The sequence below is a fragment of the Nocardioides sp. YIM 152315 genome, assembly GCF_029210375.1.
Classification (GTDB): domain Bacteria; phylum Actinomycetota; class Actinomycetes; order Propionibacteriales; family Nocardioidaceae; genus Nocardioides.
In genome coordinates this window covers 137,614-161,981 of record NZ_JARGER010000042.1, presented here as the reverse complement: position 1 = coordinate 161,981, position 24,368 = coordinate 137,614, and the positions used below count along the sequence as shown (strand labels likewise).

At 73.6% G+C, this 24,368-nt stretch carries 30 protein-coding genes; 9 read left to right on the top strand and 21 right to left on the bottom strand.

What is annotated here, in order from left to right; all coding sequences use genetic code 11:
• Positions 1 to 62: 62 nt before the first annotated feature.
• The 6 genes from PZ894_RS18415 to PZ894_RS18390 all read left to right on the top strand — a co-directional run bounded on the left by PZ894_RS18415 (position 63) and on the right by PZ894_RS18390 (position 6,173).
• On the top strand, positions 63 to 806 hold the full coding sequence (locus PZ894_RS18415) for a sirohydrochlorin chelatase (RefSeq protein WP_275747042.1): 744 nt from the start codon (positions 63 to 65) through the stop codon (positions 804 to 806).
• A 96-nt stretch (positions 807 to 902) separates the two neighbouring features.
• Positions 903 to 2,051 (top strand): alanine racemase, encoded by a 1,149-nt coding sequence (gene alr / locus PZ894_RS18410; protein WP_275747040.1) that lies wholly within the window; start codon positions 903 to 905, stop codon positions 2,049 to 2,051.
• A complete protein-coding gene (locus tag PZ894_RS18405; protein WP_275747038.1) occupies positions 2,048 to 2,986 on the top strand; it encodes a D-alanine--D-alanine ligase in 939 nt (312 codons plus the stop codon). Before alr ends, PZ894_RS18405 begins: the two co-directional genes overlap by 4 nt.
• 26 nt (positions 2,987 to 3,012) lie before the next feature.
• Positions 3,013 to 4,275: a histidine kinase gene (locus tag PZ894_RS18400; RefSeq protein ID WP_275747037.1), complete on the top strand. Its 1,263-nt coding sequence runs from the start codon at positions 3,013 to 3,015 to the stop codon at positions 4,273 to 4,275.
• A complete protein-coding gene (locus tag PZ894_RS18395; RefSeq protein WP_275747036.1) occupies positions 4,272 to 4,949 on the top strand; it encodes a response regulator transcription factor in 678 nt (225 codons plus the stop codon). Before PZ894_RS18400 ends, PZ894_RS18395 begins: the two co-directional genes overlap by 4 nt.
• Positions 4,950 to 4,991: 42 nt before the next feature.
• The gene (locus PZ894_RS18390) at positions 4,992 to 6,173 is read left to right on the top strand and encodes an acyl-CoA desaturase (RefSeq protein WP_275747035.1); all 1,182 of its coding nucleotides are present in this window, start codon (positions 4,992 to 4,994) and stop codon (positions 6,171 to 6,173) included.
• Here the strand turns inward: PZ894_RS18390 and PZ894_RS18385 are convergent.
• The 12 genes from PZ894_RS18385 to PZ894_RS18330 form a co-directional block, all read right to left on the bottom strand.
• Positions 6,166 to 6,546, bottom strand: a complete 381-nt coding sequence (locus tag PZ894_RS18385; RefSeq protein WP_275747033.1) for a DUF3037 domain-containing protein — start codon at positions 6,544 to 6,546, stop codon at positions 6,166 to 6,168. The genes PZ894_RS18390 and PZ894_RS18385 overlap by 8 nt on opposite strands.
• Positions 6,543 to 7,337, bottom strand: coding sequence for a HipA family kinase (locus PZ894_RS18380; RefSeq protein ID WP_275747032.1), 795 nt, complete (start codon positions 7,335 to 7,337; stop codon positions 6,543 to 6,545). The genes PZ894_RS18385 and PZ894_RS18380 overlap by 4 nt, the downstream gene beginning before the upstream one ends.
• A 7-nt stretch (positions 7,338 to 7,344) precedes the next feature.
• Positions 7,345 to 8,046, bottom strand: coding sequence for a GNAT family N-acetyltransferase (locus PZ894_RS18375; protein WP_275747031.1), 702 nt, complete (start codon positions 8,044 to 8,046; stop codon positions 7,345 to 7,347).
• 70 nt (positions 8,047 to 8,116) lie between these two features.
• Positions 8,117 to 8,713, bottom strand: a complete 597-nt coding sequence (locus PZ894_RS18370; protein ID WP_275747029.1) for a regulatory protein RecX — start codon at positions 8,711 to 8,713, stop codon at positions 8,117 to 8,119.
• Between the two features lie 3 nt (positions 8,714 to 8,716).
• Complete coding sequence (gene recA, locus PZ894_RS18365) at positions 8,717 to 9,769, bottom strand: recombinase RecA (protein WP_275747027.1); 1,053 nt, start codon at positions 9,767 to 9,769, stop codon at positions 8,717 to 8,719.
• A gap of 189 nt (positions 9,770 to 9,958) precedes the next feature.
• Positions 9,959 to 11,092: a HAMP domain-containing sensor histidine kinase gene (locus PZ894_RS18360; protein WP_275747025.1), complete on the bottom strand. Its 1,134-nt coding sequence runs from the start codon at positions 11,090 to 11,092 to the stop codon at positions 9,959 to 9,961.
• Positions 11,082 to 11,765 carry a response regulator transcription factor gene (locus PZ894_RS18355; protein WP_275747023.1) on the bottom strand — a complete coding sequence of 228 codons (684 nt, stop codon included), beginning with the start codon at positions 11,763 to 11,765 and terminating at the stop codon, positions 11,082 to 11,084. Before PZ894_RS18355 ends, PZ894_RS18360 begins: the two co-directional genes overlap by 11 nt.
• A 2-nt stretch (positions 11,766 to 11,767) precedes the next feature.
• Positions 11,768 to 12,178 (bottom strand): hypothetical protein, encoded by a 411-nt coding sequence (locus tag PZ894_RS18350; RefSeq protein WP_275747021.1) that lies wholly within the window; start codon positions 12,176 to 12,178, stop codon positions 11,768 to 11,770.
• Positions 12,175 to 13,326, bottom strand: coding sequence for a molybdopterin-dependent oxidoreductase (locus PZ894_RS18345; protein ID WP_275747019.1), 1,152 nt, complete (start codon positions 13,324 to 13,326; stop codon positions 12,175 to 12,177). Before PZ894_RS18345 ends, PZ894_RS18350 begins: the two co-directional genes overlap by 4 nt.
• Positions 13,323 to 13,889: a class I SAM-dependent methyltransferase gene (locus PZ894_RS18340; protein WP_275747017.1), complete on the bottom strand. Its 567-nt coding sequence runs from the start codon at positions 13,887 to 13,889 to the stop codon at positions 13,323 to 13,325. Before PZ894_RS18340 ends, PZ894_RS18345 begins: the two co-directional genes overlap by 4 nt.
• Positions 13,886 to 14,542, bottom strand: a complete 657-nt coding sequence (locus tag PZ894_RS18335; protein WP_275747015.1) for a DUF2064 domain-containing protein — start codon at positions 14,540 to 14,542, stop codon at positions 13,886 to 13,888. Before PZ894_RS18335 ends, PZ894_RS18340 begins: the two co-directional genes overlap by 4 nt.
• The gene (locus PZ894_RS18330; protein WP_275747013.1) at positions 14,539 to 15,198 is read right to left on the bottom strand and encodes a glycosyltransferase family 2 protein; all 660 of its coding nucleotides are present in this window, start codon (positions 15,196 to 15,198) and stop codon (positions 14,539 to 14,541) included. Before PZ894_RS18330 ends, PZ894_RS18335 begins: the two co-directional genes overlap by 4 nt.
• A gap of 101 nt (positions 15,199 to 15,299) precedes the next feature.
• Here PZ894_RS18330 and PZ894_RS18325 point away from each other — a divergent pair, with 101 nt between their 5' ends.
• Entirely contained in the window at positions 15,300 to 16,634 is a 1,335-nt protein-coding gene (locus PZ894_RS18325) for a hypothetical protein (RefSeq protein WP_275747012.1), read from the top strand.
• Positions 16,635 to 16,769: 135 nt separating this feature from the next.
• The gene (locus tag PZ894_RS18320) at positions 16,770 to 17,057 is read left to right on the top strand and encodes a hypothetical protein (RefSeq protein ID WP_275747010.1); all 288 of its coding nucleotides are present in this window, start codon (positions 16,770 to 16,772) and stop codon (positions 17,055 to 17,057) included.
• A 12-nt stretch (positions 17,058 to 17,069) separates the two neighbouring features.
• On the opposite strand, the gene PZ894_RS18315 is transcribed toward PZ894_RS18320, so the two are convergent.
• The 5 genes from PZ894_RS18315 to PZ894_RS18295 are packed head-to-tail and all read right to left on the bottom strand — an operon-like array spanning position 17,070 to position 20,912.
• On the bottom strand, positions 17,070 to 18,107 hold the full coding sequence (locus PZ894_RS18315; protein ID WP_275747007.1) for an NAD-dependent epimerase/dehydratase family protein: 1,038 nt from the start codon (positions 18,105 to 18,107) through the stop codon (positions 17,070 to 17,072).
• Entirely contained in the window at positions 18,104 to 18,892 is a 789-nt protein-coding gene (locus tag PZ894_RS18310) for an S-methyl-5'-thioadenosine phosphorylase (protein ID WP_275747006.1), read from the bottom strand. The genes PZ894_RS18315 and PZ894_RS18310 overlap by 4 nt, the downstream gene beginning before the upstream one ends.
• Positions 18,893 to 18,896: 4 nt before the next feature.
• The gene (locus tag PZ894_RS18305; RefSeq protein WP_275747004.1) at positions 18,897 to 20,156 is read right to left on the bottom strand and encodes an MFS transporter; all 1,260 of its coding nucleotides are present in this window, start codon (positions 20,154 to 20,156) and stop codon (positions 18,897 to 18,899) included.
• A 10-nt stretch (positions 20,157 to 20,166) separates the two neighbouring features.
• On the bottom strand, positions 20,167 to 20,361 hold the full coding sequence (locus tag PZ894_RS18300; protein ID WP_275747002.1) for a DUF3046 domain-containing protein: 195 nt from the start codon (positions 20,359 to 20,361) through the stop codon (positions 20,167 to 20,169).
• Positions 20,358 to 20,912 (bottom strand): DinB family protein, encoded by a 555-nt coding sequence (locus tag PZ894_RS18295; RefSeq protein ID WP_275747000.1) that lies wholly within the window; start codon positions 20,910 to 20,912, stop codon positions 20,358 to 20,360. The genes PZ894_RS18300 and PZ894_RS18295 overlap by 4 nt, the downstream gene beginning before the upstream one ends.
• A gap of 69 nt (positions 20,913 to 20,981) precedes the next feature.
• Between PZ894_RS18295 and PZ894_RS18290 the strand changes: the two genes are divergently transcribed.
• Complete coding sequence (locus PZ894_RS18290; protein ID WP_275746998.1) at positions 20,982 to 21,488, top strand: GNAT family N-acetyltransferase; 507 nt, start codon at positions 20,982 to 20,984, stop codon at positions 21,486 to 21,488.
• On the opposite strand, the gene PZ894_RS18285 is transcribed toward PZ894_RS18290, so the two are convergent.
• From PZ894_RS18285 to PZ894_RS18270, 4 genes are read right to left on the bottom strand one after another with little or no spacing between them, the layout of a single operon-like run.
• Positions 21,472 to 21,831 carry a hypothetical protein gene (locus PZ894_RS18285; RefSeq protein ID WP_275746996.1) on the bottom strand — a complete coding sequence of 120 codons (360 nt, stop codon included), beginning with the start codon at positions 21,829 to 21,831 and terminating at the stop codon, positions 21,472 to 21,474. The two genes, PZ894_RS18290 and PZ894_RS18285, sit on opposite strands and share 17 nt — an antisense overlap.
• Positions 21,828 to 22,640, bottom strand: a complete 813-nt coding sequence (locus PZ894_RS18280; RefSeq protein ID WP_275746995.1) for an ABC transporter permease — start codon at positions 22,638 to 22,640, stop codon at positions 21,828 to 21,830. The genes PZ894_RS18285 and PZ894_RS18280 overlap by 4 nt, the downstream gene beginning before the upstream one ends.
• The gene (locus PZ894_RS18275; protein WP_275746993.1) at positions 22,640 to 23,443 is read right to left on the bottom strand and encodes an ABC transporter permease; all 804 of its coding nucleotides are present in this window, start codon (positions 23,441 to 23,443) and stop codon (positions 22,640 to 22,642) included. Before PZ894_RS18275 ends, PZ894_RS18280 begins: the two co-directional genes overlap by 1 nt.
• Positions 23,443 to 24,357 carry an ABC transporter ATP-binding protein gene (locus PZ894_RS18270; RefSeq protein WP_275747179.1) on the bottom strand — a complete coding sequence of 305 codons (915 nt, stop codon included), beginning with the start codon at positions 24,355 to 24,357 and terminating at the stop codon, positions 23,443 to 23,445. The genes PZ894_RS18275 and PZ894_RS18270 overlap by 1 nt, the downstream gene beginning before the upstream one ends.
• Positions 24,358 to 24,368 lie beyond the last annotated feature (11 nt).

Sequence of the window (24,368 nt, the reverse complement as noted above, 5' to 3'; positions counted from 1 at the left end):
GCCGGCAGCGTGGCCGGACCCGCATCCGCATCAGCAACACGCACAGCGAAGGAGGCAGTGTGATGACTGCTCCTGCTCTGGTGGCCCTGGCCCACGGAAGCCGTGATCCCCGGTCCGCCGCCACCATCAAGGCCCTCGTCGGCGAGGTCAAGGCCATGCGCCCCGACCTCAAGGTCGAGCCGGCGTTCCTCGAGCTGTCCAAGCCGTCGTTCCAGACGGTGGTCGACCGGCTCGTGAAGGCGGGCCACGACGAGATCGTCGTCGTGCCGCTCCTCCTCACCGAGGCCTACCACGCCAAGGTCGACGTCCCGGGCGCCATCGCCGCGGCGACCGCGCGCCACGAGGGCGTGCAGATCCGGGCCACCTCGGTGCTCGGCCTGGAGGCGCAGTTCCTCGAGGTGCTCGACCTCCGCATGCGCGAGGCCCTCAAGGCGTCGCGGGTGCGCGAGCTCGACGCGCTGGTGCTCGCCGCGGCCGGGTCGAGCGACCCGCTCGCCAACCAGGCCGTCGCCCGCCTCGCGCGGGTCTGGGGGGCCCGGCACAAGCTGCCCGTGACCGCGGCCTACGCCTCCGCGACGCCGCCCGCCACCGGCGAGGCCGTGCGCGCCTTCCGCTCGGAGGGCCGTCGCCACATCGCCGTCGCCTCGCTGTTCCTGGCGCCGGGCTTCCTGCCCGACCGGGCCGCGGAGCTCGCGCTCGAGGCCGGCGCCGTCGCGGTGTCCGAGCCGCTGGGTGCTCACCCGGAGCTGGCGCGGACGATCCTGGCGCGGTACGCCGTCGGCGCCGTCGAGCTGGTCCCCGTCTGACTCGGTCGGGCGTACCGCCGACTCGGCACCCGAGGACCGCCCACCGGCACCACAGGTGGAGGCGGGTGACGGGCGGGCGTCCCTAGCGTTTCCGGCATGTCCCAGGTTGCCGCACGCACGTACGCCGCTCCGCACAGCCGCCCGCTCCTGACGATCGACCTGACCGCGGTCGCCGCGAACACCCGGCTCCTCGCCGACCGCGCCGCCGGGGAGCTCATGGCGGTCGTCAAGGCCGACGGCTTCGGCCACGGCGCGCTCGACGTGGCCCGCACGGCGCTCGCCCACGGTGCCACCCGGCTCGGTGTCACCAGCCTCGAGGAGGCGTGGCGGCTGCGCGACGCCGGACTCGCCGCGCCGGTCCTCAGCTGGCTCAACCCGGCCGACGCCGACTGGGCGCAGGCCGCGCTCCGCGACGTCGACGTGGCGGTGCCGAGCCTGCCGCACCTGGCCGCGGTCGCGGCCGCGCCCGGGCGCCACCGGATCCACCTCCACGTCGACGCGGGGATGGCCCGCGACGGGGCCGACCCGTCGACGTGGGTGCGGCTCTGCCACGCCGCTCGCCGGGCCGAGGTGCGCGGCGAGGTCGAGGTCGTCGGCGTGATGGGCCATCTCGGCTGTGCCGACGATCCCGGCGACGACTGCAACGCCCTCGGCCGGACGCGCTTCGCGTGGGCGATCGAGATGGCCCGCGCGGCCGGGCTGCGCCCGCGTCTCCGCCACCTCGCCGCCACCTCGGCGACCCTGACCGACCCTCGCGCGCACCACACGATGAGCCGCGTCGGCGCCGGCCTGGTCGGCATCGACCCCACCCGCACGACCGCGCTGCGCGCCGCGATGACCCTGACCGCCCCGGTCGTGCAGGTGCGGCGGGTCCGCGCGGGCACACCCGTCGGCTACGGGCACGTCCACCGCACGTCCCGCGCAACGTACCTCGGGCTCGTCCCGCTCGGGTACGCCGACGGTCTCCCCCGGGTCGCGTCCGGCACGGCCGAGGTGCAGGTGCGTGGCGCGCGCCGTCCGGTCGTCGGACGCATCTCGATGGATCAGCTGGTCGTCGACCTCGGCGGCCGCGGCGTCGACCTGGGCGAGACCGTCACGGTCTTCGGCCCCGGAGCGCGGGACGAGCCGACGGTCGCCGAGTGGGCTGCCTGGGCGGACACCATCGAGCACGAGGTCGTCACCGGCATCGGCTCCCGCGTCGAGCGCCACGCGCCGGCTCTCGCGCGCCTGCGGAGCCTGCCGTGAGGACGCGGGTGGCGGTCGTCGGGGGCGGGCAGAACTGCGAGCACGACGTCTCCCTCGCCTCCGCCGCGGCAGTCGCGGCCGCGCTCGATCCCGCGGCCTACGACGTCGTGCCGCTCACCATCGGTCGCGACGGCATCTGGCGCGACCGGGGGCTGCGGCCGATCGGGCTCAGCGGCGCGGCCCAGGTGCTGCGCGGGTGCGACGTGGTGTTCCCCGTCGTCCACGGCCCGCGCGGCGAGGACGGCGCGCTGGCCGCCCTGTGCGAGCTCGCGGGCCTGCCGTACGTCGGCTCCGGGGTGCGGCCCGGCGCCCTCGCGATGGACAAGTGGGCGACCAAGCTGGTGGTCCAGGCGATCGGCATCGCGACCGCACCCGGTCTGCTGGTCACGGGGACGACCGCCGCGCACCTGCTGTGGTCGCACCCGGTCGTCGTGAAGCCGGTGGCCGCGGGGTCGAGCCTCGGCGTCAGCCTGGTGTCCTCCCCCGAGGCCCTCCGTCCGGCGCTCGACGCCGCGCTGGCGCTCGACGAACGGGTGCTGGTCGAGGACGTGGTCGTCGGCCGCGAGATCGACGTCGCGGTGCTGCGGTGCGCCGACGGGACCCTGGTCGCCGCGCCCGCGCTCGAGATCGTGGTCGACGGCCTCTTCGACCACGGCGCGAAGTACGGCGGTCACGCGGACTTCCGGGTGCCCGCCCGCCTCGACGAGAGTGAGGCCAAGGCGCTGGAGGACGCCGCCGTCGCGGCGTACGACGCCCTGGGCTGCTCGGGCGTCGCGCGGATCGACTTCTTCCTCACCGGGTCCGGCCCGGTGCTCATCGAGGTCAACACGGTGCCCGGGATGACCGAGCACTCGCAGGTGCCGCGGATGTTCGCGGCGGCCGGGCTCTCCTACCCGGAGCTGCTCGACGAGCTCGTCCGCGGCGCCCATCGTTGAACCGCGCACCCACTAGCCTTCGCGACATGAGGCACTGGCAGCGATGGTGGCCCGACGTCGCCGCGGGGCTGTTGGTGCTGCTCGTCGGCGTGCTCGAGGTCTTCAACATCGATCCCTACTACTACGTCGACGACCCGCGCCCCGGCCTGTTGCTCATCGTCGTCGGCATCGCGCTGGCGGTCTCGCTGTCCCGGCGACTGCCGGCCGCGGCCCTCGCCGTGGTGTGGGTGGTGTGCGCGCTGCAGGTCGTCACCGGCACCCAGCTGCTGATGGTCGAGCTGGCCATCGCGGCTGTCGCCTTCGGCACGGCACGCTGGGGCAGCCTCGGCACCGTCTGGCTGAGTGCGCTGTCGATCCCGCTCGCGGCCGTGATCACCGTCTACTGGATCGACTCCAGCGTGTTCTACGCCGCGCTCGACACCGCCGGCTTCCGGGAGCTCATCCGGCAGACCTCGCGCTTCGGGGACCGCTGGCAGGTCACCGCCGCCGTCGCCGGCATGGCCGTGCTCGGCGTGCCCTGGCTGGCCGGCCTGGCGCTGCGCTTCTCCGCGCGGGCCGATCAGTCCCGTGCCTCGCAGGTCGTCGCCGAGGCCGAGCGCGACCAGGCCGAGGAGATCGCCCGCCTGCGCGAGGAGCAGGCACAGCTCGCGCGCGACGTGCACGACGTCGTCGGACACTCCCTGGCGGTGATCCTCGCCCAGGCGGAGTCGGCGCAGTACCTCGAGGACGCCGACACCCAGCGGCTCAAGCAGACGATGGCGAACATCGCGACCTCCGCGCGCAGCTCCCTCGACGACGTCCGCCAGGTGCTCGCGTCGACGGCGGTGAACACCTCGGGGGTCGCGCCCCGCGCCCGACCCACCGACCTCGACAGCCTCGTCGACGGGGTCCGCGCGAGCGGGCACGAGGTGGTCACGACCGAGGTGGGCGCCCCGCAGCCGATGCCGCCCGAGCTCGAGGTCGTCGCCTTCCGCGTGCTGCAGGAGATGCTCACCAACGCGATCAAGCACGGGCGGCGCGACCGGCCCGTCCTGGTCGAACGACACTGGGAGGGTGACCTGCGCATCGAGGTTCGCAACACTCTCGGCCCCGGCGGCGACGAGACGCGACCGATCGCGCTGCCCGTCGATCCCGCCGCGCCGACCGATCCAGCGGCGGCGGGCGGTCAGGGTATCGACGGCATGCGCCGCCGGCTCGACGCGGTCGGCGGCCGGCTCGACGTACGCCGACGCACCGATCCGCCGACCTTCACCGCCACGGCATGGGTGCCGGTGAGGACGCGGCGATGACTCATCCCACGAAGACGATCTCGGTGCTGCTCGTCGACGACCAGGAGCTCTTCCGTGAGGGCGTCCGGGTGATCGTCGACGCGCAGGAGGGCATGGAGGTCGTCGGCACGGCCGCCGACGGCGTCGACGCGGTGCGCCTCGTCGACGAGCTCGCGCCCGACGTCGTGCTCATGGACGTGCGGATGCCGGAGATGGACGGGGTCGAGGCGACCCGGCAGATCTTCCTGCCCGACCGCGCCGCGCGCCGGGAGGAGCCGGTGCGGGTCATCGTGCTCACGACCTTCAACCTCGACGACCGGGCCGCGGCGGCGATCCGCTACGGCGCCAGCGGCTTCCTGCTGAAGGGGACGACGCCCGTGATGCTGCGCGACGCGATCCGGACCGTCCACGCCGGCAACGCGGTGCTGGCCCCGGCGGACCTCTCGACGCTGCTCGACAGCCAGTTCCGGGCTCCGACCGCCCCGCCCGCGCCGTACCTCTCGCTCACCGGCAAGGAGCGCGAGGTGTTCGGTGCGGTCGCGAGGGGCCTGTCGAACACGGAGATCGCCGGCGAGGTCTTCCTGAGCGAGTCGACGGTGAAGACGCACGTCGGGGCGATCCTGCGCAAGCTGGGCCTGCGCGACCGGGTGCAGATCGTGGTGTTCGCGCACGAACACGGACTCGTCGCCCGCTGACGACGATTCATCCGGCAACCCGTCACGGGGTACGTTGACGCAATGACGGCAGTACTCGAGCGTCCGGTGACCACCCCCGGCGGGCTCACCCAGGAGCAGGTCGACCTGCTCGGCACCGAGCTGGACCGCATCCGCCAGGACGTCCTCGACTCGCGGGGCGCCCGCGACGCGGCGTACATCCGCCGGCTCGTCCGCGTGCAGCGCGTCCTCGAGCTCGGGAGCCGCGTGGTGCTGCTCGGCAGCCGCAACCGGCTCGCGTGGGTCGCGGGCACCGCCGGCCTCACCCTGGCCAAGGTGCTCGACAACATGGAGATCGGGCACAACGTGCTGCACGGCCAGTGGGACTGGATGCGCGACCCCAAGATCCACTCCACGACATGGGAGTGGGACAACGCCTCGACCGCCGACGGCTGGAAGCACTCCCACAACGAGATCCACCACACCTACACGAACATCGTCGGCAAGGACAACGACCTCGGCTACGGCATCATGCGCGTCGACGAGGCCCAGGAGTGGAAGCCCCGCTACCTCGTCCAGCCCGCGTGGAACTTCGTGACCGCCTGCATCTTCGAGTACGGCATCACGATGTTCGACCTCGACCTCGGCGAGCACGTCCGCGACAAGCGGACGATGTCCGAGGAGAAGAAGGCCGAGGTGAAGGTCGCGCTGGCCAAGATGCGCCGCCAGCTCGGCAAGGACTTCGTCGTCTACCCCGCCCTCTCCGGACCGGCGTGGCGCTCGACGCTGGCGGCCAACGCGACCGCCAACCTGCTGCGCAACCTGTGGAGCCACTCGGTGATCATGTGCGGCCACTTCCCCGAGGGCGTGGCCACCTTCGAGCAGGAGCAGCTCGACGAGAACGAGTCCCGCGGACACTGGTACCTCCGGCAGATGCTGGGCTCCGCCAACATCTCCGGCTCGCGGCTGCTGCACACGCTCACGGGCAACCTGTCCCACCAGATCGAGCACCACATCTTCCCGGACCTGCCGAGCAACCGCTACATGGAGATCGCCCCGCGGGTGCGCCAGGTCTTCGCCAGGTTCGACCTGCCCTACAACTCCCGTCCGCTCGTGCGTCAGGTCGCGAGTGCCTGGCACAAGGTGGTGCGGCTCTCGCTGCCCAACGGCTGGATGGCCGAGACCAACCGCCGCAACCTGGTGCCCCAGCTGCGCCGCCTGGCGGCCGCGACGCGCCGGCCGCGAGCGCTCCCCGCCGTCAGCTGACCAGCCGCTCGAGCAGGTGCTCGAGCTGGCGGGCCGGATCGGCGGTGACCCCGCCGTGGACGGGTCCGGGCTGGATCACCGTGCTGCGCGGGGCCTTGACGAAGCCGAAGCGCTGGCTCAGCGAGGCCTCGGCCGCGGCTCCCCCACGGGCGTCGCCGGCACAGACGCCCTCGACGAACTCCAGTGCCTCGCAGACCTGGTCGAGGTCCAGCCCCGGGTCGAGCGCGGCCAGCCGGTCGCGGTCCACGTGCCAGGCGGCCTGCAGGAAGTCGGTCGCGTGGCAGTAGAGGACGACGCCGACGTTGACGAACTCCTCACGATCGACGCGAGGGACGCAGCGCAGCACGACGTACTGGTAGGCGAGGTTGCTCATCGCGTCGCCACCTCCGGCTGGTCCTTCTCAGGCAGCCACTGCCTGGTCTCCAGGCGGGCGGTCAGGAAGCGCACGTACGCCGCGCGGACTGCGTCCGGCGTCTCGGCGCCCGGCACCGGCTCGAGCCACCCGTCCGGCACCAGCGCGAGGACCTCGGCGAACGTCTGCTCGTCGAGCTGCGCGCGGATCCGCTCGTCCGCCGTCCGCAGGTCGTGGGCGTGGGACAGCAGCACGTGGTCGGCCGGGCTCCACGGCTGGTGCGCGAACCGTGCGGGGCCGCCCTCCTTCACCAGGGCCCCGCTCGACCAGGCGTGGTGGAAGTAGAGGCAGGCGCCGTGGTCGATGACCCACAGGTCACCGTGCCAGAACAGCAGGTTCGGGTTGCGCCAGGACCGATCGACGTTCGCGGTGAACGCGTCCAACCACAGCACGGTCGACGCGACGCCGTCGCCGAGGGGGAGGTCGCCGTCGAACCCGAAGGCACCCGGCAGGAAGTCGACGCCGAGGTTGAGGCCGGCGCTGGCGTTGAGCAGGTCCTGCACCTCCTCGTCGGCCTCGTAGCGGGCGATCTCCGGGTCGAGCTCGAGCGCGACGAGCCGCGGCGTACGCAGCCCGAGGCGGCGAGCCAGCTCGCCGACGATCACCTCGGCGACCAGCACCCGCAGCCCCTGGCCGGCGCCGCGGAACTTGCAGACGTACGTGCCGAGGTCGTCGCCTTCGACGATGCCGGGCAGGCTGCCGCCCTCGCGGAGTGGTGTGACATAGCGGGTCACGCCGACGGTGGGGATCACGCAGCGATCATCCCAGCACCCGTCGTACGTCGAGCGAGCAGCCGACGACCGTGTCCACGCCACCGTCCTCCTGCGGCTCGTCGAACCAGACACCCTCCTCGAACCCGGCCTTCGCGAGCATCCGCAGCGAGGGGGCGTTGCGGTGGTCCGGCGCGGCGAAGAACGTCCCCGCGTCCGGGAACCGCCGCCGGGTGCGCAGCATCCACGCCCACAGCACGCGCACGCCCAGGCCGCGGCCGCTCCACTCCTCGGCCAGCGCGTAGTCGACGCCGATCGCCGCCGGGTCGGGGCCGAGCACGGCGTAGTCGGGATAGTCACCGATCCGATAGTCCTGCACGAACCCGACCGAACGGCCGTTGACCTCCGCCACCCACATCCGGGTGGGGCTCATCCCGTCGATCCGCGGCCCGTAGCGCGCCTCGATGCGCTCCGGGGTCGGCTCGCCCTCGGAGGACCACCAGCGGGCCACGTGCGCGGACCGCCGCCAGCGCACGAGGTCGCCCAGGTCGCCGCGGGTCATCGCGCGCACGGACACCCGGGTGTCGTGGTCGACCACGAACTCCTTGACCTCCCCGGAGAGGTCGCGCGGCACCGGGTCGGCGTGGATGCTGGCGCAGGTACGCCGCGCCGCCGCCGCCCACGGCTCCCCGGGCCGCACGACCCCGCTCAGGTCGCGTCCGCGCTCGTGCACCACCACGCGCTCCGACACCCGAGCATTCTGTCGGCTCACCCCGGCGCCCGCATCCCGAGGCGGCTCGACCGGACACGACGCCGACCCGTCAGAAAGTTTCGGGCGGCTCGGCGCGACCGGCGGCCGCCAGCTCCTCGCGGACGACGGCGAAGGACAGCCCGGAGCCGTAGCCCTTGCGGGCCAGCATGCCGACCAGCCGCCGGGTGGCGGTGGCGTCGTCGACCCGGCCGAGCGAGCGGAGCTTGCGACGCACGAGCGCGCGGGCGGCCTCCTCCTCGTCGGCCGGGTCGATCTCGTCGAGCGCCTCGCGGGCGACCTCGTCGTCGATCCCCTTGCGGCGCAGCTCCTGGGCCAGCGCCCTGGTCGCCAGGCCCTTCCCGGGCTGTCGGGAGGAGACCCAGGAGCGCGCGAACGCCGCGTCGTCGACCAGCCCGACCTCCTCGAACCGGTCGAGCAGCCGGGCCGCCACCTCACCCGGCACGTTCTTCTTCGCCAGCCTGTCGGCGAGCTCCTTGCGGCTGCGCGCCTGCCCGGTCAGCTGGTCGAGCAGGATCTTGCGGGCGACCGCCTCCGCGTCGGCCTCCGGCACCTGGGCTGCGGTGTCCTCGGGGGGCCGCCTGGTCCACGCGTCCACCCCGGCCGAGACGTCGCCCAGCCACTCCGGCGGCGGCCTGTCCTCAACCACCGATCAGAAGGAGTCGACGCCGATCGGCTCGTCGGAGAGCGGAGCCTCCTGGTCGACCTGCGGGCCGACGCCGAGCTTCTCGAGGATCTTCTTCTCCAGCTCGTTGGCGAGGTCGGGATTGTCACGCAGGAAGGTGCGCGCGTTCTCCTTGCCCTGGCCGAGCTGGTCGCCCTCGTAGGTGTACCAGGCGCCCGCCTTGCGGACGAGGCCCGCCTCGACACCGACGTCGATCAGGCCGCCCTCGCGGCTGATGCCCTTGCCGTACATGATGTCGAACTCGGCCTGCTTGAACGGCGGGGCCACCTTGTTCTTCACGACCTTGACGCGGGTGCGGTTGCCGACCATGTCGGTGCCGTCCTTGAGCGTCTCGATGCGACGCACGTCGAGGCGGACCGAGGAGTAGAACTTCAGCGCCCGACCACCGGTCGTGGTCTCGGGCGAGCCGAACATCACGCCGATCTTCTCGCGCAGCTGGTTGATGAAGATCGCGGTGGTGCCCGAGTTGTTGAGCGCACCGGTCATCTTCCGCAGCGCCTGGCTCATCAGGCGGGCCTGGAGGCCGACGTGGCTGTCGCCCATCTCGCCCTCGATCTCCGCGCGCGGCACGAGCGCGGCCACCGAGTCGATGACGATCAGGTCGAGGGCGCCGGAGCGGACCAGCATGTCCGCGATCTCCAGCGCCTGCTCACCCGAGTCGGGCTGGGAGACCAGCAGCGCGTCGGTGTCGACGCCGAGGGCCTTGGCGTACTCGGGGTCGAGCGCGTGCTCGGCGTCGATGAACGCCACGACGCCGCCGGCGCGCTGGGCGTTGGCCACCGCGTGCAGGGCGACCGTCGTCTTGCCCGACGACTCCGGACCGTAGATCTCGACCACGCGGCCGCGCGGCAGGCCACCGAGGCCCAGCGCCACGTCGAGGGCGATCGATCCGGTCGGGATGATCTCGAGGGGGGCACGGGTCTCGTCGCCGAGGCGCATGACCGAGCCCTTGCCGAACTGCCGCTCGATGTTCGCGAGCGCGGCGTCGAGCGCCTTGTCGCGGTCTCCTCCACCAGCCATGGGTTGCTTCCTTGTCTCTCGTCGGGTTCCAGGCACGTCGGCGACGCTAGAGCGAGCCACCGACAACGCCTGATCAGCGCCGCCGACGCCTGTGGAGAACCTCGTCCGCGTCATGCCTGTGGAGACAACCTAGCCCGAACACCTGTTCGATGCGGGCATTGGGACCGGCGTGTTGCCGCCGTTGCCGCCTCAGACCGGCAGCCGCACCAGGAAGCGGCACCCGGCCGGCGCCCCGACGTTCTCCACGCGTACGTCGCCGCGATGCGCCTCGACGATCCCCTTCACGATCGCCAGGCCCAGCCCCGCCCCCTGGTCGCCCACCCCGGTGTCGTCGGGCACCGGCGTGCGCGCGCCCTCCCCGCGCCACGCGAGGTCGAACACGCGCGTCATCTCCTCGGGCGTCAGCCCACCGCACTGGTCCCGGACGCTGACCTCGACGCCGTCGGACGTCGCTCGCCCGTGGATCACGACCGACCCGTCGGCCGGGGTGTGCCGGATGGCGTTCATGATCAGGTTGCCGACCACCCGCGACAGCCCCGCCGGATCGGCCGTCACGCGGACGCCGTCCTCGACGCTGCCGGCCAGCCGGACGCTGTGCGCCCGGGCCACCGGGTCGGCGCCCGCGATCGCCTCGCTGACGAGATCGCCGAGCACGACGGGCTCCGGGCTGATCCGGAGCACCCCGGCGTGGATCCGCGAGAGCTCGAAGAGGTCATCGACCATGCGCACCATCCGGTCCACCTCGGCCCGGATCTGCCGGTGGTACCGCGACGGGTCGGACGCCATCCCGTCCTCGAGCGCCTCCGTCATCGCGCGCATCCCGGCCAGCGGCGTGCGCAGGTCGTGGGAGACCCACGAGACCAGCTCGCGGCGGGACTCCTCCAGCCGGGCCTCGCGCAGCCGCGACTCCTCGAGGCGTTCGCTGGTGCGGGCCAGCTCCTCCGACAGCGCCTGGAGCTCGCTGGGCCCGCGCGGGTCGGCGACGTAGGACCCGTGCGCGTCGAGGGTGCGCGCTCCCCGGCGCAGGTCCTCGGACCAGCGCGAGATCGCCATCCCGAGCGCCAGCGCGACCACGAAGGCGACGGCGCCGGCGACCGCTGCCACCAGGCTGACCACCTGCCAGTCGTGGCGCGAGATGAACATCATCCGCGACACCGCGACCACGCCGACCAGCACGGACCCGATCGAGACCACGACGATCAGCCCGAGCTGCCACCGGATCGACCGGTGCCGCACCAGCCAGGCGGCCACGAGCCCCACGACGCCCACCGCGACCGCGCACGCGGCCGCCACGAGGACGATCTTCACCTCGTCAACCGACACCGTCGGCCTCCCATCGGTAGCCGACGCCCCACACGGTCACGAGGCGCTCGGGGTGGGTCGGGTCCTTCTCGACTTTCTCCCTCAGTCGGCGCACGTGCACGGTCACCGTGGACTGGTCGCCGATCGACCAGCCCCAGACGTGGCGGAGCAGGTCGTCACGTGAGTACGCCGTGCCCGGGTGGGCGACGAGGAAGCGGAGCAGGTCGAACTCGCGCCCCGTCAGGGCCAGCGGCACGCCGGCGCGGTACGCCGTGTGTGCCGCCTCCTCGACCACCACGTCCCCGTCGACGAGCCGCCGCGGCGCGGGCGGCGTGCTGCTGCGTCGCAGCACCGAGTCGACGCGCAGCGCCAGCTCCCGCGGGCTGAACGGCTTGGTGACGTAGTCGTCGGCCCCCACCTCGAGGCCCATGACCCGATCGGTCTCCTCGCCGAGCGCCGTCAGCATGACCACCGGCGTGTCCCCGGCCAGCCGCAGCCGCCGACACACCTCGATGCCGTCGATGCCGGGCAGCATCAGGTCGAGCACGACGAGGTCGGCCGGGGTCTCGCGCATCGCGCGGAGCGCGGCCTCGCCGTCGCCCACCTCGACCACCTCGTGCTCGTGGGCGCGCAGGTAGGAGACGACCACCTCGCGCACGGTGCGGTCGTCGTCGACCACCAGGACCCGCGCCATCGTCATCCCTCCCCGCGCCTACGTCGCGAGCGTACGAGGGCGGCGCCGACCACCGCCACGAGGGTGAGGCCGGCGAGCACGAGCCAGCCGGACGTGTAGTCGCGGTCGAGGAGCGTCGGGTTGTCGGGACGGGCGCCGAAGCGCCCGAGCACCGGCACGGCGAGCAGCGTCGCCGACCCGAGCACGACGAAGCCGACCACCGCGGGAGCACGGGCCGGCGCCGGGAGCAGCCGGACGGCCAGGGCGCCGAGCGCGACGGTGACGACCGCGAGCACCCCGTCGTGCAGCACGACGCCGGCGGTGAGCCAGACGGCCACGTCCAGCAGGTCGTGACCGCGGCTGACCAGGAGCCAGGCGCCGTACGCCGCGAGCAGCACGCCCAGCGCACCGGCGGCGCCTCGCACCGCGTTCATGCGCGTGCCTCGATCCGCGAGACCCACTTGGTCTGCAGCACGCCCGGTCGGTTCGGGGCGATGATCCGCGCCGGGTAGCCGTGGTCGAGCGAGAGCGTCTCGCCCTCGAGCCCCAGTGCCAGCAGGGTGCGGTCGTCGTCGGCGAAGCTCGCGTGCAGGACCGTGGTCGTGTAGGGCCCGGACTCCTGGAGCGACGTCACCACGACGTCACTGCCCGGCGGGATGCCGACGAGGTCGAGCAGGTCGCGGATCCGTACCCCCTGCCACCGGCCGCTCGCGCTCCACCCCTCGACGCACGCGATCGGCAGCTCGGAGTCGTGCTGCGGCTGGGCGAGCAGGTCGTCGCGGGAGAGGTCGAGCGACCGGTCGCCGTTGCGCAGCGACAGCCGCCAATCGGGGTGGGTCGCGGTGGCCGTGACCGCCGCGGCCACCGCGGACTTGTTGATCGGGACGCCCCCGGGACCGTCGCCGGAGCGGACCCCGAGCACCGACACGTCCCGCAGCAGCGGCACCGAGCTGCCGGCGTTGGCGAGCACGGCCACGCCGGCCGCGAGCCAGGTCGTGCGGAGCAGCCCGCGCCGGGAGAGGATGCCGGGCTCGGTCGCCGCGGGACGGTCGTACGACGTGCCGTCGACGTCGTCCCCGAGCACCCCGCGGATCACCGGGAGCTTGACCGCGACGTGCACCAGCAGGGCGCCGATCGCCACCCAGGCGAGGGCGTAGTGGGTGGCCCGGAAGGAGAAGGCCCACGGGTACCACGTGGTGGCGTTGGCCAGCCCCGTCGCGAGCTGGAAGACGGCGGCGGCCACCAGCACCGCGACGGAGCCGCGCTCGAGGAGGTCGAGCACCAGCCGGCCGGTCCCTCGGGCGGGGCGCCGGAAGAGCCGGGGGTAGACCGTCCACACCTTGACGAGCAGCAGCGGCACCGCGGCGGCCCCGCTGAGGACGTGCAGGCCCTGGGTGACCCGGTAGCCCCAGGCCGGGCTGGCGGGGAAGGTCACCGGATGGTCGGGGTTCTGGGCGTAGTGGCTGAGCAGGCCGGTGGCGAAGCAGACCAGGAAGCAGACGCCGAGCCAGAGCCCGACGCGCGCCGTGACGGCAGCGCTGCGCAGCCGCGACCGGAAGTCGCGCTCGTCGGGCAGTCTCACGACGCCGGCTCCTCGAGCACCACGCACCAGCGCGCGCCCGCGCGGAACCGGTCGACGACGGCGAGTCCGGCACGCGCCGCGATGTCGTCGATGTCGTCCGCACCGACCACCGACCAGCGCACCTGCTGCCGATCCTCGCCGCACTCCAGGGTCGCCCAGCCGTCGGCGTACGCCGTCCCGGGTGGCGCGACCTCGGCGACCACCCGACCGCGGGGGTCGAGCAGCTCGCGCAGGCGCCGCAGCAGCGTGACCGGGTCGCCGCCGATGCCGAGGTTGCCGTCGGCGAGCAGCACGGTCTCCCAACGGCCCTCGCCGGGCAGCGACCCGAACACGTCGCGCTGGAGCGCCGAGCCGCCCCGGTCGACGGCGCGACCCACCGCACCGCGCACGACGTCGATGCCGAGCGCCACGTGGCCGCGCTCGGCGAGGGCCGCGGTCAGCCGCCCCGGCCCGCACCCGACGTCGAGCGTGGGTCCGGCACATCGGGACAGCACGGCGCGGTCGTGCTCGTCGACCGGGTGGTCCCACCGCTCCAGACGCAGGCTGACGAGCGGGCGGCTCACGGCTCGACCTCGCGCCAGACGCGGGCGAACTCGCCGTCGGCGGCGAGGGCGGCGACCGCTGCGGCGTCACCGATCCGGTCGACGTCGCGCAGGATGCTCGCGCGGCCGACGTCGAGCCCGGCGTCGCACAGCGCCGCACGCGTGTCGTCGTAGGTCGTCGGCGTCGACATCGGCACGTCGTGGAGCGCCGCCGCTCGAGCCGGGTCGCGCAGCCCGAGCACCCACCAGCCGCCGTCCTCGGCCGGGCCGAGGACGGCGTCGTGGACGTCGAGGCAGTCGGCGACCTCGTGCAGGTGTTCGGTCGTCAGCTGCGGGGTGTCCATGCCGACCTGGACGACGGGGTCGCCCGCCGGGAGGTCGACGTGGGCGTTGACGAGGCGCTCGGCGAACGTCGCGCCTCGCTGGGCCGCGACGCCCCACCCCGCCAGGGCCCGGGTGATCTCCTCGCCGCGTACGGCGTCCGCCAGGTCGCCGGCCAGCGCCAGCAGGCACCGGCCGGGGCCGAACGTCGCCCGGCACGCGGCGATCGTGTCGAGCAGCGACGCGGCGGCGAGCTCGGCGGCCGGGCCGTCTCCCACGTCCGCGGCGAGTCGGGTCTTCACCCGCCCCGGCACCGGCGCCTTGGCCACCACGAGTGCGCGCGCACCGCTCACGTCAGCACCCGCCAGAAGTCACGGGCCGTGCGCACCGTGCCGAGCACGGACCCGGACACCTTCGAGCGGGTGCCCGCGGCGCGCGGTCGGTAGGGCACGTCGCGCTCGACGACGCGCCAGCCGGCCAGCGTGGCCTTCTGCAGCAGCTCCACGGGGTACCCGAACCTCCGGTCGCGGACATCGAGCACCAGTAGTTCGTCGCGGCGGCAGACCCGGATGGGTGCGATGTCGTGGACGTCGAGCCCGATCCGGCGGCGCAGCCACCACACGACCAGCGCGTTGCCGGCGCGGGCGTGCCACGGCCAGGCGCCGCGCGTCACGGGCCGCCGGCGCCCGACGGCGAGGTCGGCGCCGCCCCCGCTGACGTCGGCGAGCAGCGGCGCCAGGTCATCGGGGTCGAAGGAGTCGTCGCCGTCCATGAACGCGACGTACGGCCGGGTGGCGGCCAGCAGCCCGGCGTGCACGGCGGCGCCGTACCCGGGCTGCCGCTCGCTCACGACGGTGGCGCCCAGTCGGCGCGCCACGGCCGCCGTGTCGTCGGTGGACCCGTTGTCGACGACCACCACCGCGAACGCCTCGGGCACCCTCGGCAGCAGCCGCTCGAGGGCGGCCGCCTCGTCCCGACACGGGAGGACGAGGTCGCAGGCGGGCTCCATGCCTCGAACGTAGGCAGCCGCCGACGCCCACAGGCGGCTCAACCCTTACGAGACGGTGACGGACCGCCCGATCCCTTGGCCCCGACCCTAGGGTCGGGGTCATGCCGACGCGAGCCCGAGCAGCCTGGATCGGGCTCGTGGCGGCGCTGCTGCTCGTGGCGGCCGCCTTCGTGCTCCCCCGCTGGCTCGGGTGGGAGGTCTGGCCGCGGGCGCCGCGCAGCGCGTCGCCGCGCGAGATCCCGCCGCTGCACGGCCTGTGGGAGCCGAAGTGGTGGGGCCCCGGCACGCTGCCGGCCGTCGCGCTCGCCGCGCTCGCGGGCGGTTTCGGCCCCGCGCTCGCCCGTCGTCTCCCGTGGGGCCGGCTCCTGCTCACGTCGTACGTCGTGGGGCTGGCCTGGCTGCTGTCGCTGGCATTCGTCGACGGCAGCGACGGGATCTCGCGGGTGCTCGGCGGCGAGTACGAGTACCTGAGCTCGGCGCGGGACGTGACCGACGTGTCGGCGCTGCTGCACGGGTACGTCGACCGCATCCCGATCGACGCGCCGGACGCGTGGCCCACGCATCCGGCGGGCCACCCGCCCCTCGCACTGCTCTTCTTCGTCGGCCTGGTGAAGGTCGGCCTCGGCGGATCGTTCGCGGCCGGGCTCGTGGTGACGGCGGCGGCCGCGACCACCGCGCTCGCCGTGCTGGTCGCGCTCCGCGCGCTGGGCGCGGAGGAGTCCGCTCGCCGGGCGGCTCCGTTCGTGGTGCTCACCCCGGCCGCGGTCTTCATGGCGGTGTCGGCGGACGCCCTCTTCGCCGCCGTCGGCGCCTGGGGGCTGGCCTGCCTCGCGCTCGCCGCGACGGCGTCGTCCCGTGGTCGGCGGCTCGGGTGGTCCGCCGTCGCGGGCCTGCTGCTCGGCGCCGGCGTGATGATGTCCTACGGCCTGCCGCTGCTCGGCGTCGTCGCGGTCGCCGTGCTGGTGGCGGCCCGCTCCTGGCGTCCGCTGCCGATCGCCGCGGGTGTCGCGCTGGCGGTGGTCCTCGGGTTCGCCGCGGGGGGCTTCGCGTGGTGGGACGCGTTCCCGGTGCTGCGCGAGCGCTACTGGGACGGCATCGCGGCGGACCGCCCCGCGGCGTACTGGCTGTGGGCCGACCTCGCCGCCCTCCTCGTCAGCGCGGGTCCGCTCCTGGGCGCCGGGCTCGCGCGGACGGCCGCGTCGTGGCGCCGCGCCGATCGCGTGGTGGTGCTGCTGGTGGCGGCCGCCGGTGCGTGCATCGTGCTCGCCGACCTGTCGCGGATGAGCAAGGCCGAGGTGGAGCGGATCTGGCTGCCGTTCGTGCCGTGGCTGACGCTCTCGATGGCGCTGCTGCCCGAGCGCTGGCGGCGCTGGGGGCTGGTGCTGCAGCTCGCCTGGGCGCTGGTGGTGCAGCACCTGCTCTACACGTCGTGGTGACCCCGCCGCCAGGTCACGGAACGGTCACAGCCCCGCAACGCTTGGTCACGATGCGCGCCCACCCCGTGCGCTGGCGCCCGGCGCCGGGAACGGGACCGATGACACACACCCGGCAACGAAGGAGGAGCGACACCCATGCTCACCCTCACCGACGCGGCGCGTGACGTCATCCGGATGATCCCGGAGCAGGCGCAGTACGCCGACACCGCAGGTCTCCGCATCCGGCGCCCGGCCGGCGCCGACTCCGGATTCACCGTGAAGCCCGCCGACGCACCCGGAGCCGACGAACGCGCCGTCGAGCTCGACGGCGCGCGGCTCTTCCTCGGGCCCGAGGCCGCGGAGTCGCTGCGCGACGCCCGTCTCGACGCGCAGTTCGACGCCTTCGGCCGGGTGCACTTCCACAGCACCGCCGGATCCCGCTGACGCCGAGCCGGCTCAGTCGCGCAGGGGCGCCGACGCGAACTCCACCAGGCCGCGGCCGGGGGTGACCTCGGCCGCGAAGCCGAGCTCCCCCCGCGCCCGCCCCGGTGACGCGACCACGTGCCGCACGTCACCGAGCCGGTAGCCGCCGGTCACCTCCGGCTCGATCCCCGAGCCCGCGCCGACCAGCCGGGCGACGTCGAGGATGCTCACCGGCCGCCCCGAGCACACGTTGTAGGCGTCGAACCGGCCAGGTCGCCCGGCGACCACCGACTCGAGCGCCAGCACGTTGGCGCGCGCGACGTCGGCGACGTGCACGAAGTCGCGCATCTGCCCGCCGTCCTCGAAGACCTGCGGTCGCTCGCGGCGCTCGAGGGACGACCGGAACATCGCGGCCACGCCGGAGTACGGAGTGTCCCGCGGCATGCCGGGCCCGTAGACGTTGTGGTAGCGCAGCGCGACCGCCGACGCGTCGGCCTGGCGGACCCACGCGGAGGTGTAGTGCTCCTGGGCGACCTTGCTCGCGGCGTACGACGAGCGCGGGTCGAGCCGCGCCGACTCGTCGACCAGCGCCCAGCCGAGCGTGGCGCCGCAGCGCGGGCAGTGGTTCTCCAGGTCGCCCGCCTCGAGCGCCTCACGGGCGCGCGGCGGCGGGACCTGGTCGCCGTGCGTGGGGCAGGTGTAGCGGCCCTCGCCGTAGACGACCATCGACGAGGCGAGCACCAGCCGGTCGACTCCGGCGTCGTGCATGGCGGCGAGCAGCGCGGCGGTGCCGAGGTCGTTGTGCGAGGCGTAGTCGGGCAGGTCGCCGACCCGCACCCCGGCGCCGACGACGGCGGCCTGGTGGCAGACGGCGTCGACGCCGTCGAGTGCGCCGGCCCACGAGCCGGCGTCGCGGACGTCGAGCCGGTGGGTGCCGGGCGGCGGCGCGGTCGCACCGTGCGCCTGCGGCAGCATCAGGTCGACCCGGACGACGTCGTGGCCGGCCGCCTCGAGGGCACCGCCGATCGCCGTGCCGACGAAGCCGGCGGAGCCGGTGAGCAGCACCCTCACGGGATCTCGTAGGTCAGCTCGATGCCGTCGGCCCACGTCGAGCAACCGCAGCCGTCGGGGTCCGGGAGCCCCTTGACGGTGCGGGTGAGCAGGCCGCCGAGCCGGTCGAGGTTCGCCCGGAACAGCGCGAACACCTCCGCCTGGCTCACCCCCTCACCCGTGTCGGCGCCGGCGTCCATGTCGGTCACGAGCGCGATCGCCGCGTAGCACATCCGCATCTCCCGGGCGAGCGCCGCCTCGGGGGCGCCGGTCATGTTGATCAGCGCCCAGCCCTGCTCGGCGTAGTGGCGCGACTCCGCTCGGGTGGAGAAGCGCGGCCCCTCGATGACGACCATCGCTCCCCCGGCCTTCACCGTGGCGTCGGCGGCCGCGACCGCGGCAGAGACGTGGGGGCAGTAGGGGTCGGCGAACGGCAGGTGGACGGCCCCACGCTCGACGTACGACGAGGCCCGTCGGACGGTCCGGTCGACCAGCTGGTCGGGGACGACGACGTCACCGGGGGCGACCCCGTCGCCGAGCCCGCCGACCGCGCAGGGCGCGAGCACCTGGCGCACGCCGAGCGCGCGCAGCGCCCAGAGGTTCGCCCGGTAGGGGATGGCGTGCGGAGGATGCTCGTGGTGCGGGCCGTGTCGCGGCAGGAACGCGACCCTCCGCCCGGCGAGCTCTCCGACCGCGACGGGCGCCGAGGGCGCGCCGTACGGCGTATCGACCACGTGCTCGTCGTAGTCGTCGAGGAACGAGTAGAAGCCGGTGCCGCCGATCACGGCGACGTCAGCGATGCTCATGCGCTCAGACTGCCATCCGCGTGGTGGCGCGGGCGCCGAGCCCGGCGACGGCGACGAGCGCGACCAGTCCGATCGAGCAGACCGCGAGCTCGGGGTAGCCCCAGACCCCGACGATCACGCCGGCCAGTCCCCCGGCACCCGCCGCGGTCAGCCCCATCACCAGGTCGGCGGCGCCCTGGACGTCGGTGCGCGCGTCGAGGGGCGCGTGCTGGGCGATCAGCGTCGACGCGGCGACCGTGGCGAACGACCAGCCGAGGCCGAGCAGGAAGAGGCCGGCGAACATCTGCCACGACGAGCCCTCCGGGGCGGCGGCACACAGCAGCATCGCCGCCAGCAGCAGGACGGCACCCTCGACGAGCACCGTGGCCCGGCCCGTACGGTCGGCGAGCATGCCCACGAGCGGCGAGAAGGCGAACATGCCGAGCACGTGCAGGCTGATGACGAGCCCGATCACCCGCAGCTCGGCGTGCCCGTGCTCCATGTGCAGCGGCGACATCACCATCACGCCGACCATCGCGGCGTGCGCGCAGGCCATGCCGAGCACGGCGAACGCCAGCACCGGCTGGACCCTGGCGGCGGCGACCGCCCGCGACCACGCGGTGCCGGGCGGTGGCTCGGGCGCCACGCCGGCCGCCTCGCGCGCGAGCAGCAGCGGGTCGGGCCGCAGCAGCACCCACACGACCAGCGCCGCGGCCAGCATGCCGATGCTGCCGAGCGCGAACGGTCCCGTCAGCTCCGGGATCCCGACGGCCTCGGCGAACGCGCCGGAGGGCCCGGTCAGGTTGGGGCCCGCGACCGCCCCGATCGTGGTCGCCCAGACGACGGTCGAGAGGGCCCGGCCCTTGTGGGCGTCCTCGGCGAGGTCGGTCGCGGCGTACCGCGCGCCGCTGTTGGCCGCCGTCGTCGCACCCAGCAGCACGGCCCCGACCAGCAGCACCAGCATCGAGTCCAGCACACCGGCGAGCACGGCCAGCAGGGCACCGGCCGCACCGATGAGGTAGCCCGCGCCGAGGCCGACGCGTCGGCCGCGCCGGGCCATCAGGCGGGCGAGCAGGTACGCCGCGACGGCGGCGCCGAGCACCTGGAAGGTCTGGGCGAGCCCGGCCAGGCTCTCCGAGCCCGAGAGGTCGCGCGCGAGCAGCGATGCGGTGGCGATGCCGATCGTGATGCCGATGGCACCGACGGCCTGGGCGATGACGAGCGTGCGCACCGTCCGCCGCTGGACGGCCGCCAGGTCCGGGAGGGTGCGGGTCGGTGCCGTCACTCCGGCGTGCTCACTTCTTGTTCGCCGGCAGCTCGAGGGCCCGCCAGACGGCGGCCCAGATCTCCTTCGGCGGCACGCCGGCGTCCAGCGCCTCGGACACCGTCCGCCCGCCGAGCTCGCGGATCACGACGCTGGCGGCCCAGGAGCGGGAGTACGTCGGCCCGAGCGCGTCGTCCATCCGCGCCCAGAACTCGGTGTGTCTCATGCGGGCCGCGTGGCGCGCTCGGCCGCGGCGCGCACGTCCCAGGCGTGGTGGACGATGTCGTGCAGGTGGTAGAGGCCGATCGTCTCGATCGTGAACTCGCTGCCGTTGCTGCGGAAGCCGCGCCGGCTCCACGCGCCGGGCGGCACCGACTCGTAGCGCTCGGCCACCCGCTCCGCGGCGTCCAGCAGGTCGGTCGCGACGGTGGCCGGCACCTGCTCGCCGTACCCCTCCTCGACGGCGGCCTCGTCCTGGTCCCAGTTGGGGAACCGCGGGTCGACCTCGTCGAGCATCATCGCCACGCGCACGTCGAAGATGCGGTGCACGTCGCGCACGTGGCAGGCGTACTCCAGCGGCGACCAGGTGGTCGGGACGGACCGCGACGCCGCGTCGCCGAGCGTGAGCACGGCCTCCCAGGTGGTGGCGTTGTCGCGGATCACGGCCGGGATCCGGTCGACCGTCACGCTCGACGCGTCGAACCCGCACTCCGGGCAGCTGCGGTCGAGGACCCAGGTCCAGTCCTTGGTGTCGGGGACGATGGTCTCGGCGTTCATGGGCACATCCTCCCAGCCCGGGCCGACCACGTCGCGGGAGATCCGGACAAGGTCCGCGAAGATGGCGCCATGGTTCTCGTGCGCACGGCGCTGCCGGACGACATCGTCGACATCGCCGCGATCTATGACGACGAGGTGCAGCACGGCATCTCGACCTTCGCGACCGAGCCGCCCGGGCCGGACTACTGGCACGAGCGGCTCTCCTCGACGCATCCGGGTGACCACGTGCTCGCGGCCGAGCGCGACGGCGTGGTGATCGGCTACGCCTACTCGAGCAGCTACCGGCCACGGGCGGCCTACCGGCACACGCGGGAGACGTCGATCTACCTGGCGGCCGGAGCGCGCGGCTCCGGGATCGGGCGGGCGCTGTACGACGAGCTGCTCTCGCGGCTGCGTGCGGGCGGCGTGCGCACGGTGGTCGCCGTGGTCGCGCTCCCGAACCCCGGCAGCCAGGCGCTGCACCGCGCCTGCGGCTTCGAGCGGGCCGGGGTGCTGCACGACGTCGGCCGGAAGTTCGACCGGTGGATCGACACCGAGTTGTGGGAGCGGAGGCTCACCGTCAGCGGAGATCGGTGAGGAAGGCGTCGACGTCGTCGATGCTGAGCGTGAGCTCGCGGACCCGGACCGGGAAGCCGAGGACGCGCCCGGGCGTGGCCGGGTCGACCCGCACCCGGACCAGCGGGCCGGTGGCGGTGTTGACCAGCCAGCGCCCGCGCCAGCCGTGGGCGCCGATGCTCATCCGCCTCCACGGCACAGCGGCGACCTCGGTGACCGTCGCGCGCGGCACGACCGCCCGGAACGCCCAGCCCATCGACACCAGGAGCGCGCTCCGCGACACCTCGACCCGCGGCCGGGTGAACGTGACCGCCAGGAGGCCCCGGACGACCGGGTTGGCCCGCGGCATGGCGTGGCGGGTCACGTGAGCAGCAGCCGGTCGAGGCGGCGGCGGACGACGAGCAGGCCGACCACGCCCATGGCGACCAGGTAGACGACCGAGAACGCACTCCCCCACGACAACGTCCCGGTCGTGAGCTCGCGGCAGAGCACGACCCCACGGTAGAGCGGCGTGACCTCGACGAGCCAGCGGATCGCGGAGGGGTAGGCCTCGACCGGGAAGAACGTCGCCGAGAAGAGGAACATCGGCATGGTCGCGAGCGTCACCCACTCGAAGTCCTGCCAGGAGCGCATCCAGGTCGTCAGCGCCATGCAGACGCCGCCGAAGGCGAGTCCGATGAGCAGCGCCGCGGGCACGACGAGGACGGCCCACCAGGACGACACCAGCCCCATCGCGACCATGACGGCGAGGAAGCCCGCGGAGTAGAGGCCGCCGCGCATCAGCGACCAGCTGAGCTCGCCACGAGCGACGTCCATGGTGGTCAGCGGCGTGGCCAGCATCTGGTCGAACAGCTTGTTGTACTTCAGCTTGAAGAAGAAGTTGAAGGTGCTGTCGAGCAGGGAGCCGTTCATCGCGGAGGCGGCGAGCATGCCCGGCGCGACGAACTCGGCGTACGGGATGTCCTGGCCGTTGAACTCGAACCCGGTGACCAGCTGGCCGACGCCGACGCCGATCGAGAAGAGGTAGAAGACCGGCTCGAGGAAGCCGGTGAGGAAGATGTACCAGGCGCGGCGATAGGCCAGGTAGTTGCGGTAGACGAGCAGCCCGGTGGCCTCTCCCGGGCTGACGGGGCGGGCCGCGGTGTGCGCGACGGCGGTGGCGGTGAGGGCCATCAGGACATCAGCCTCCGGCTCAGGCGGTGCACGGCCCAGAGCCAGCCGAGTGCGGCGAGGACGACGAGGTAGGCGACGTGCACGAGCGCGGCGGACCCGTCGACCGTGTCGAGGGTGAGCATCCGGGTGAGGTCGACGCCGTGCCACAGCGGGGTGGCCTGCGCGAGGACCTGCATCCAGCGGTCGAGGTTGTCGATCGGGAAGAACGCCCCGGAGAAGAGGAAGAGCGGGATCATCCCGAGCCGGAAGACGAGCGCGAACGGGCTCTCGTCCTTCAGCCCGGCCGAGAAGGCGTAGATCGGGGTGGCGAAGGCCAGCCCGACGAGGAACTGCACGAGGAACGCCAGGACCGCGCCCCACACGGTCTCGAAGACCCCGAACGGCGCCATCACGAGGACGAACACGCCGCACGTGAGCCCGACCCGGAACATCACGAAGCCGAGGTGGCCGAGGATCACCGACCTCACGCTCAGCGGCGAGGCGGTCATCGCGTAGTAGACGCGCTGCCACTTGATCATGCCCATGACCGGGTAGGTCGTCTCGCCGAACGACGTCTGCATCGCCTGGCCGGCGAGGAGGCCGGGCGCGATGAAGGCGAGGTAGGACGTGGCGCCCTCGAGCTGGCCGGGGTCGCCGCTGATGTAGTCGCCCAGCAGCACGCCCATCGCGAGCACGTAGAAGAGCGGGTTGACGAACGACGAGATCGCCGTGCCCTTCCAGGTGCGGCGGTAGCCGATGGCCCAGTAGTCGAGCAGCCGGGCGGCGCCGGCAAGGTCGTTGGCGGGTGCGGTCGACTCGGCCATCAGTCGACCAGCGTCCGGCCGGTGAGGCGCAGGAAGACGTCCTCCAGCGTGCTGCGGCGTACCAGCGTCGCCACCGGCTCGAGACCGCGCTCGTGGACCCTGGCGACGGTCTCCTCGCCGTCGGCGGTGTAGAGCAGCAGCCGGTCGGGCAGCACCTCGACCCGGTCGGCGAGGTCCTCGACCTTGCTGGCGGCCGCCTCGTTCTCCCCCACCGCGAAGCGGAGCTCGGCGACCTCGCGGGTGGAGTGCTCGCCGATCAGTCCCAGCGGCGAGCCCTCGGCGACGATCACGCCCTTGTCCATGACGACGAGGCGGCTGCAGAGCTGCTCGACCTCGTCCATGTAGTGGCTCGTCAGCACGAGCGTGACGCCCTGCTGACGGAGCCGGAACAGCCGGTCCCACACGACGTGGCGGGCCTGGGGGTCGAGGCCGGTCGTCGGCTCGTCGAGCAGCAGCACCTCGGGCCGGTTGATCAGGCTGCGCGCGATCGTCAACCGGCGCTTCATGCCGCCGGAGAGGTCCTCGACCATGGCGCCGGCCTTCTCGGTCAGCTGCACGAACTCCAGCAGCTCGTCGACGCGCTCGCGCACCTCGCGGCGCGGGAGGCCGAAGTAGCGGCCGTAGATGTAGAGGTTCTCACGCACCGTGAGCTCGGTGTCGAGGGTGTCCTCCTGAGGGCAGACACCGATGCGGGCGCGGATCCGCGGCCCGTCGGTCGCCGGATCCATCCCCAGGATCCGCAGCGTGCCGGCGCTCACCGGCGAGACGGCCGCCACCATGCGCATCGTGCTCGACTTGCCCGCCCCGTTGGGTCCGAGGAAGCCGAACGCCTCGCCGCGGCGTACGTCGACGTCGATGCCGCGCACGGCCTCGAAGCTCCCGAAGGACTTGCGCACGCCCGAGGCGTGGATCATGGAGTCGGCGT

Coding starts and splice junctions, on each gene's coding strand:
- PZ894_RS18415 (WP_275747042.1), top strand. CDS start 63: ATGACTGCTCCTGCTCTGGTGGCCCTGGCCCACGGAAGCCGTGATCCC.
- alr (WP_275747040.1), top strand. CDS start 903: ATGTCCCAGGTTGCCGCACGCACGTACGCCGCTCCGCACAGCCGCCCG.
- PZ894_RS18400 (WP_275747037.1), top strand. CDS start 3,013: ATGAGGCACTGGCAGCGATGGTGGCCCGACGTCGCCGCGGGGCTGTTG.
- PZ894_RS18395 (WP_275747036.1), top strand. CDS start 4,272: ATGACTCATCCCACGAAGACGATCTCGGTGCTGCTCGTCGACGACCAG.
- PZ894_RS18390 (WP_275747035.1), top strand. CDS start 4,992: ATGACGGCAGTACTCGAGCGTCCGGTGACCACCCCCGGCGGGCTCACC.
- PZ894_RS18385 (WP_275747033.1), bottom strand. CDS start 6,546: ATGAGCAACCTCGCCTACCAGTACGTCGTGCTGCGCTGCGTCCCTCGC.
- recA (WP_275747027.1), bottom strand. CDS start 9,769: ATGGCTGGTGGAGGAGACCGCGACAAGGCGCTCGACGCCGCGCTCGCG.
- PZ894_RS18355 (WP_275747023.1), bottom strand. CDS start 11,765: ATGGCGCGGGTCCTGGTGGTCGACGACGACCGCACCGTGCGCGAGGTG.
- PZ894_RS18350 (WP_275747021.1), bottom strand. CDS start 12,178: ATGAACGCGGTGCGAGGCGCCGCCGGTGCGCTGGGCGTGCTGCTCGCG.
- PZ894_RS18330 (WP_275747013.1), bottom strand. CDS start 15,198: ATGGAGCCCGCCTGCGACCTCGTCCTCCCGTGTCGGGACGAGGCGGCC.
- PZ894_RS18325 (WP_275747012.1), top strand. CDS start 15,300: ATGCCGACGCGAGCCCGAGCAGCCTGGATCGGGCTCGTGGCGGCGCTG.
- PZ894_RS18320 (WP_275747010.1), top strand. CDS start 16,770: ATGCTCACCCTCACCGACGCGGCGCGTGACGTCATCCGGATGATCCCG.
- PZ894_RS18310 (WP_275747006.1), bottom strand. CDS start 18,892: ATGAGCATCGCTGACGTCGCCGTGATCGGCGGCACCGGCTTCTACTCG.
- PZ894_RS18300 (WP_275747002.1), bottom strand. CDS start 20,361: ATGAGACACACCGAGTTCTGGGCGCGGATGGACGACGCGCTCGGGCCG.
- PZ894_RS18295 (WP_275747000.1), bottom strand. CDS start 20,912: ATGAACGCCGAGACCATCGTCCCCGACACCAAGGACTGGACCTGGGTC.
- PZ894_RS18290 (WP_275746998.1), top strand. CDS start 20,982: ATGGTTCTCGTGCGCACGGCGCTGCCGGACGACATCGTCGACATCGCC.
- PZ894_RS18280 (WP_275746995.1), bottom strand. CDS start 22,640: ATGGCCCTCACCGCCACCGCCGTCGCGCACACCGCGGCCCGCCCCGTC.
- PZ894_RS18275 (WP_275746993.1), bottom strand. CDS start 23,443: ATGGCCGAGTCGACCGCACCCGCCAACGACCTTGCCGGCGCCGCCCGG.
- PZ894_RS18270 (WP_275747179.1), bottom strand. CDS start 24,357: ATGATCCACGCCTCGGGCGTGCGCAAGTCCTTCGGGAGCTTCGAGGCC.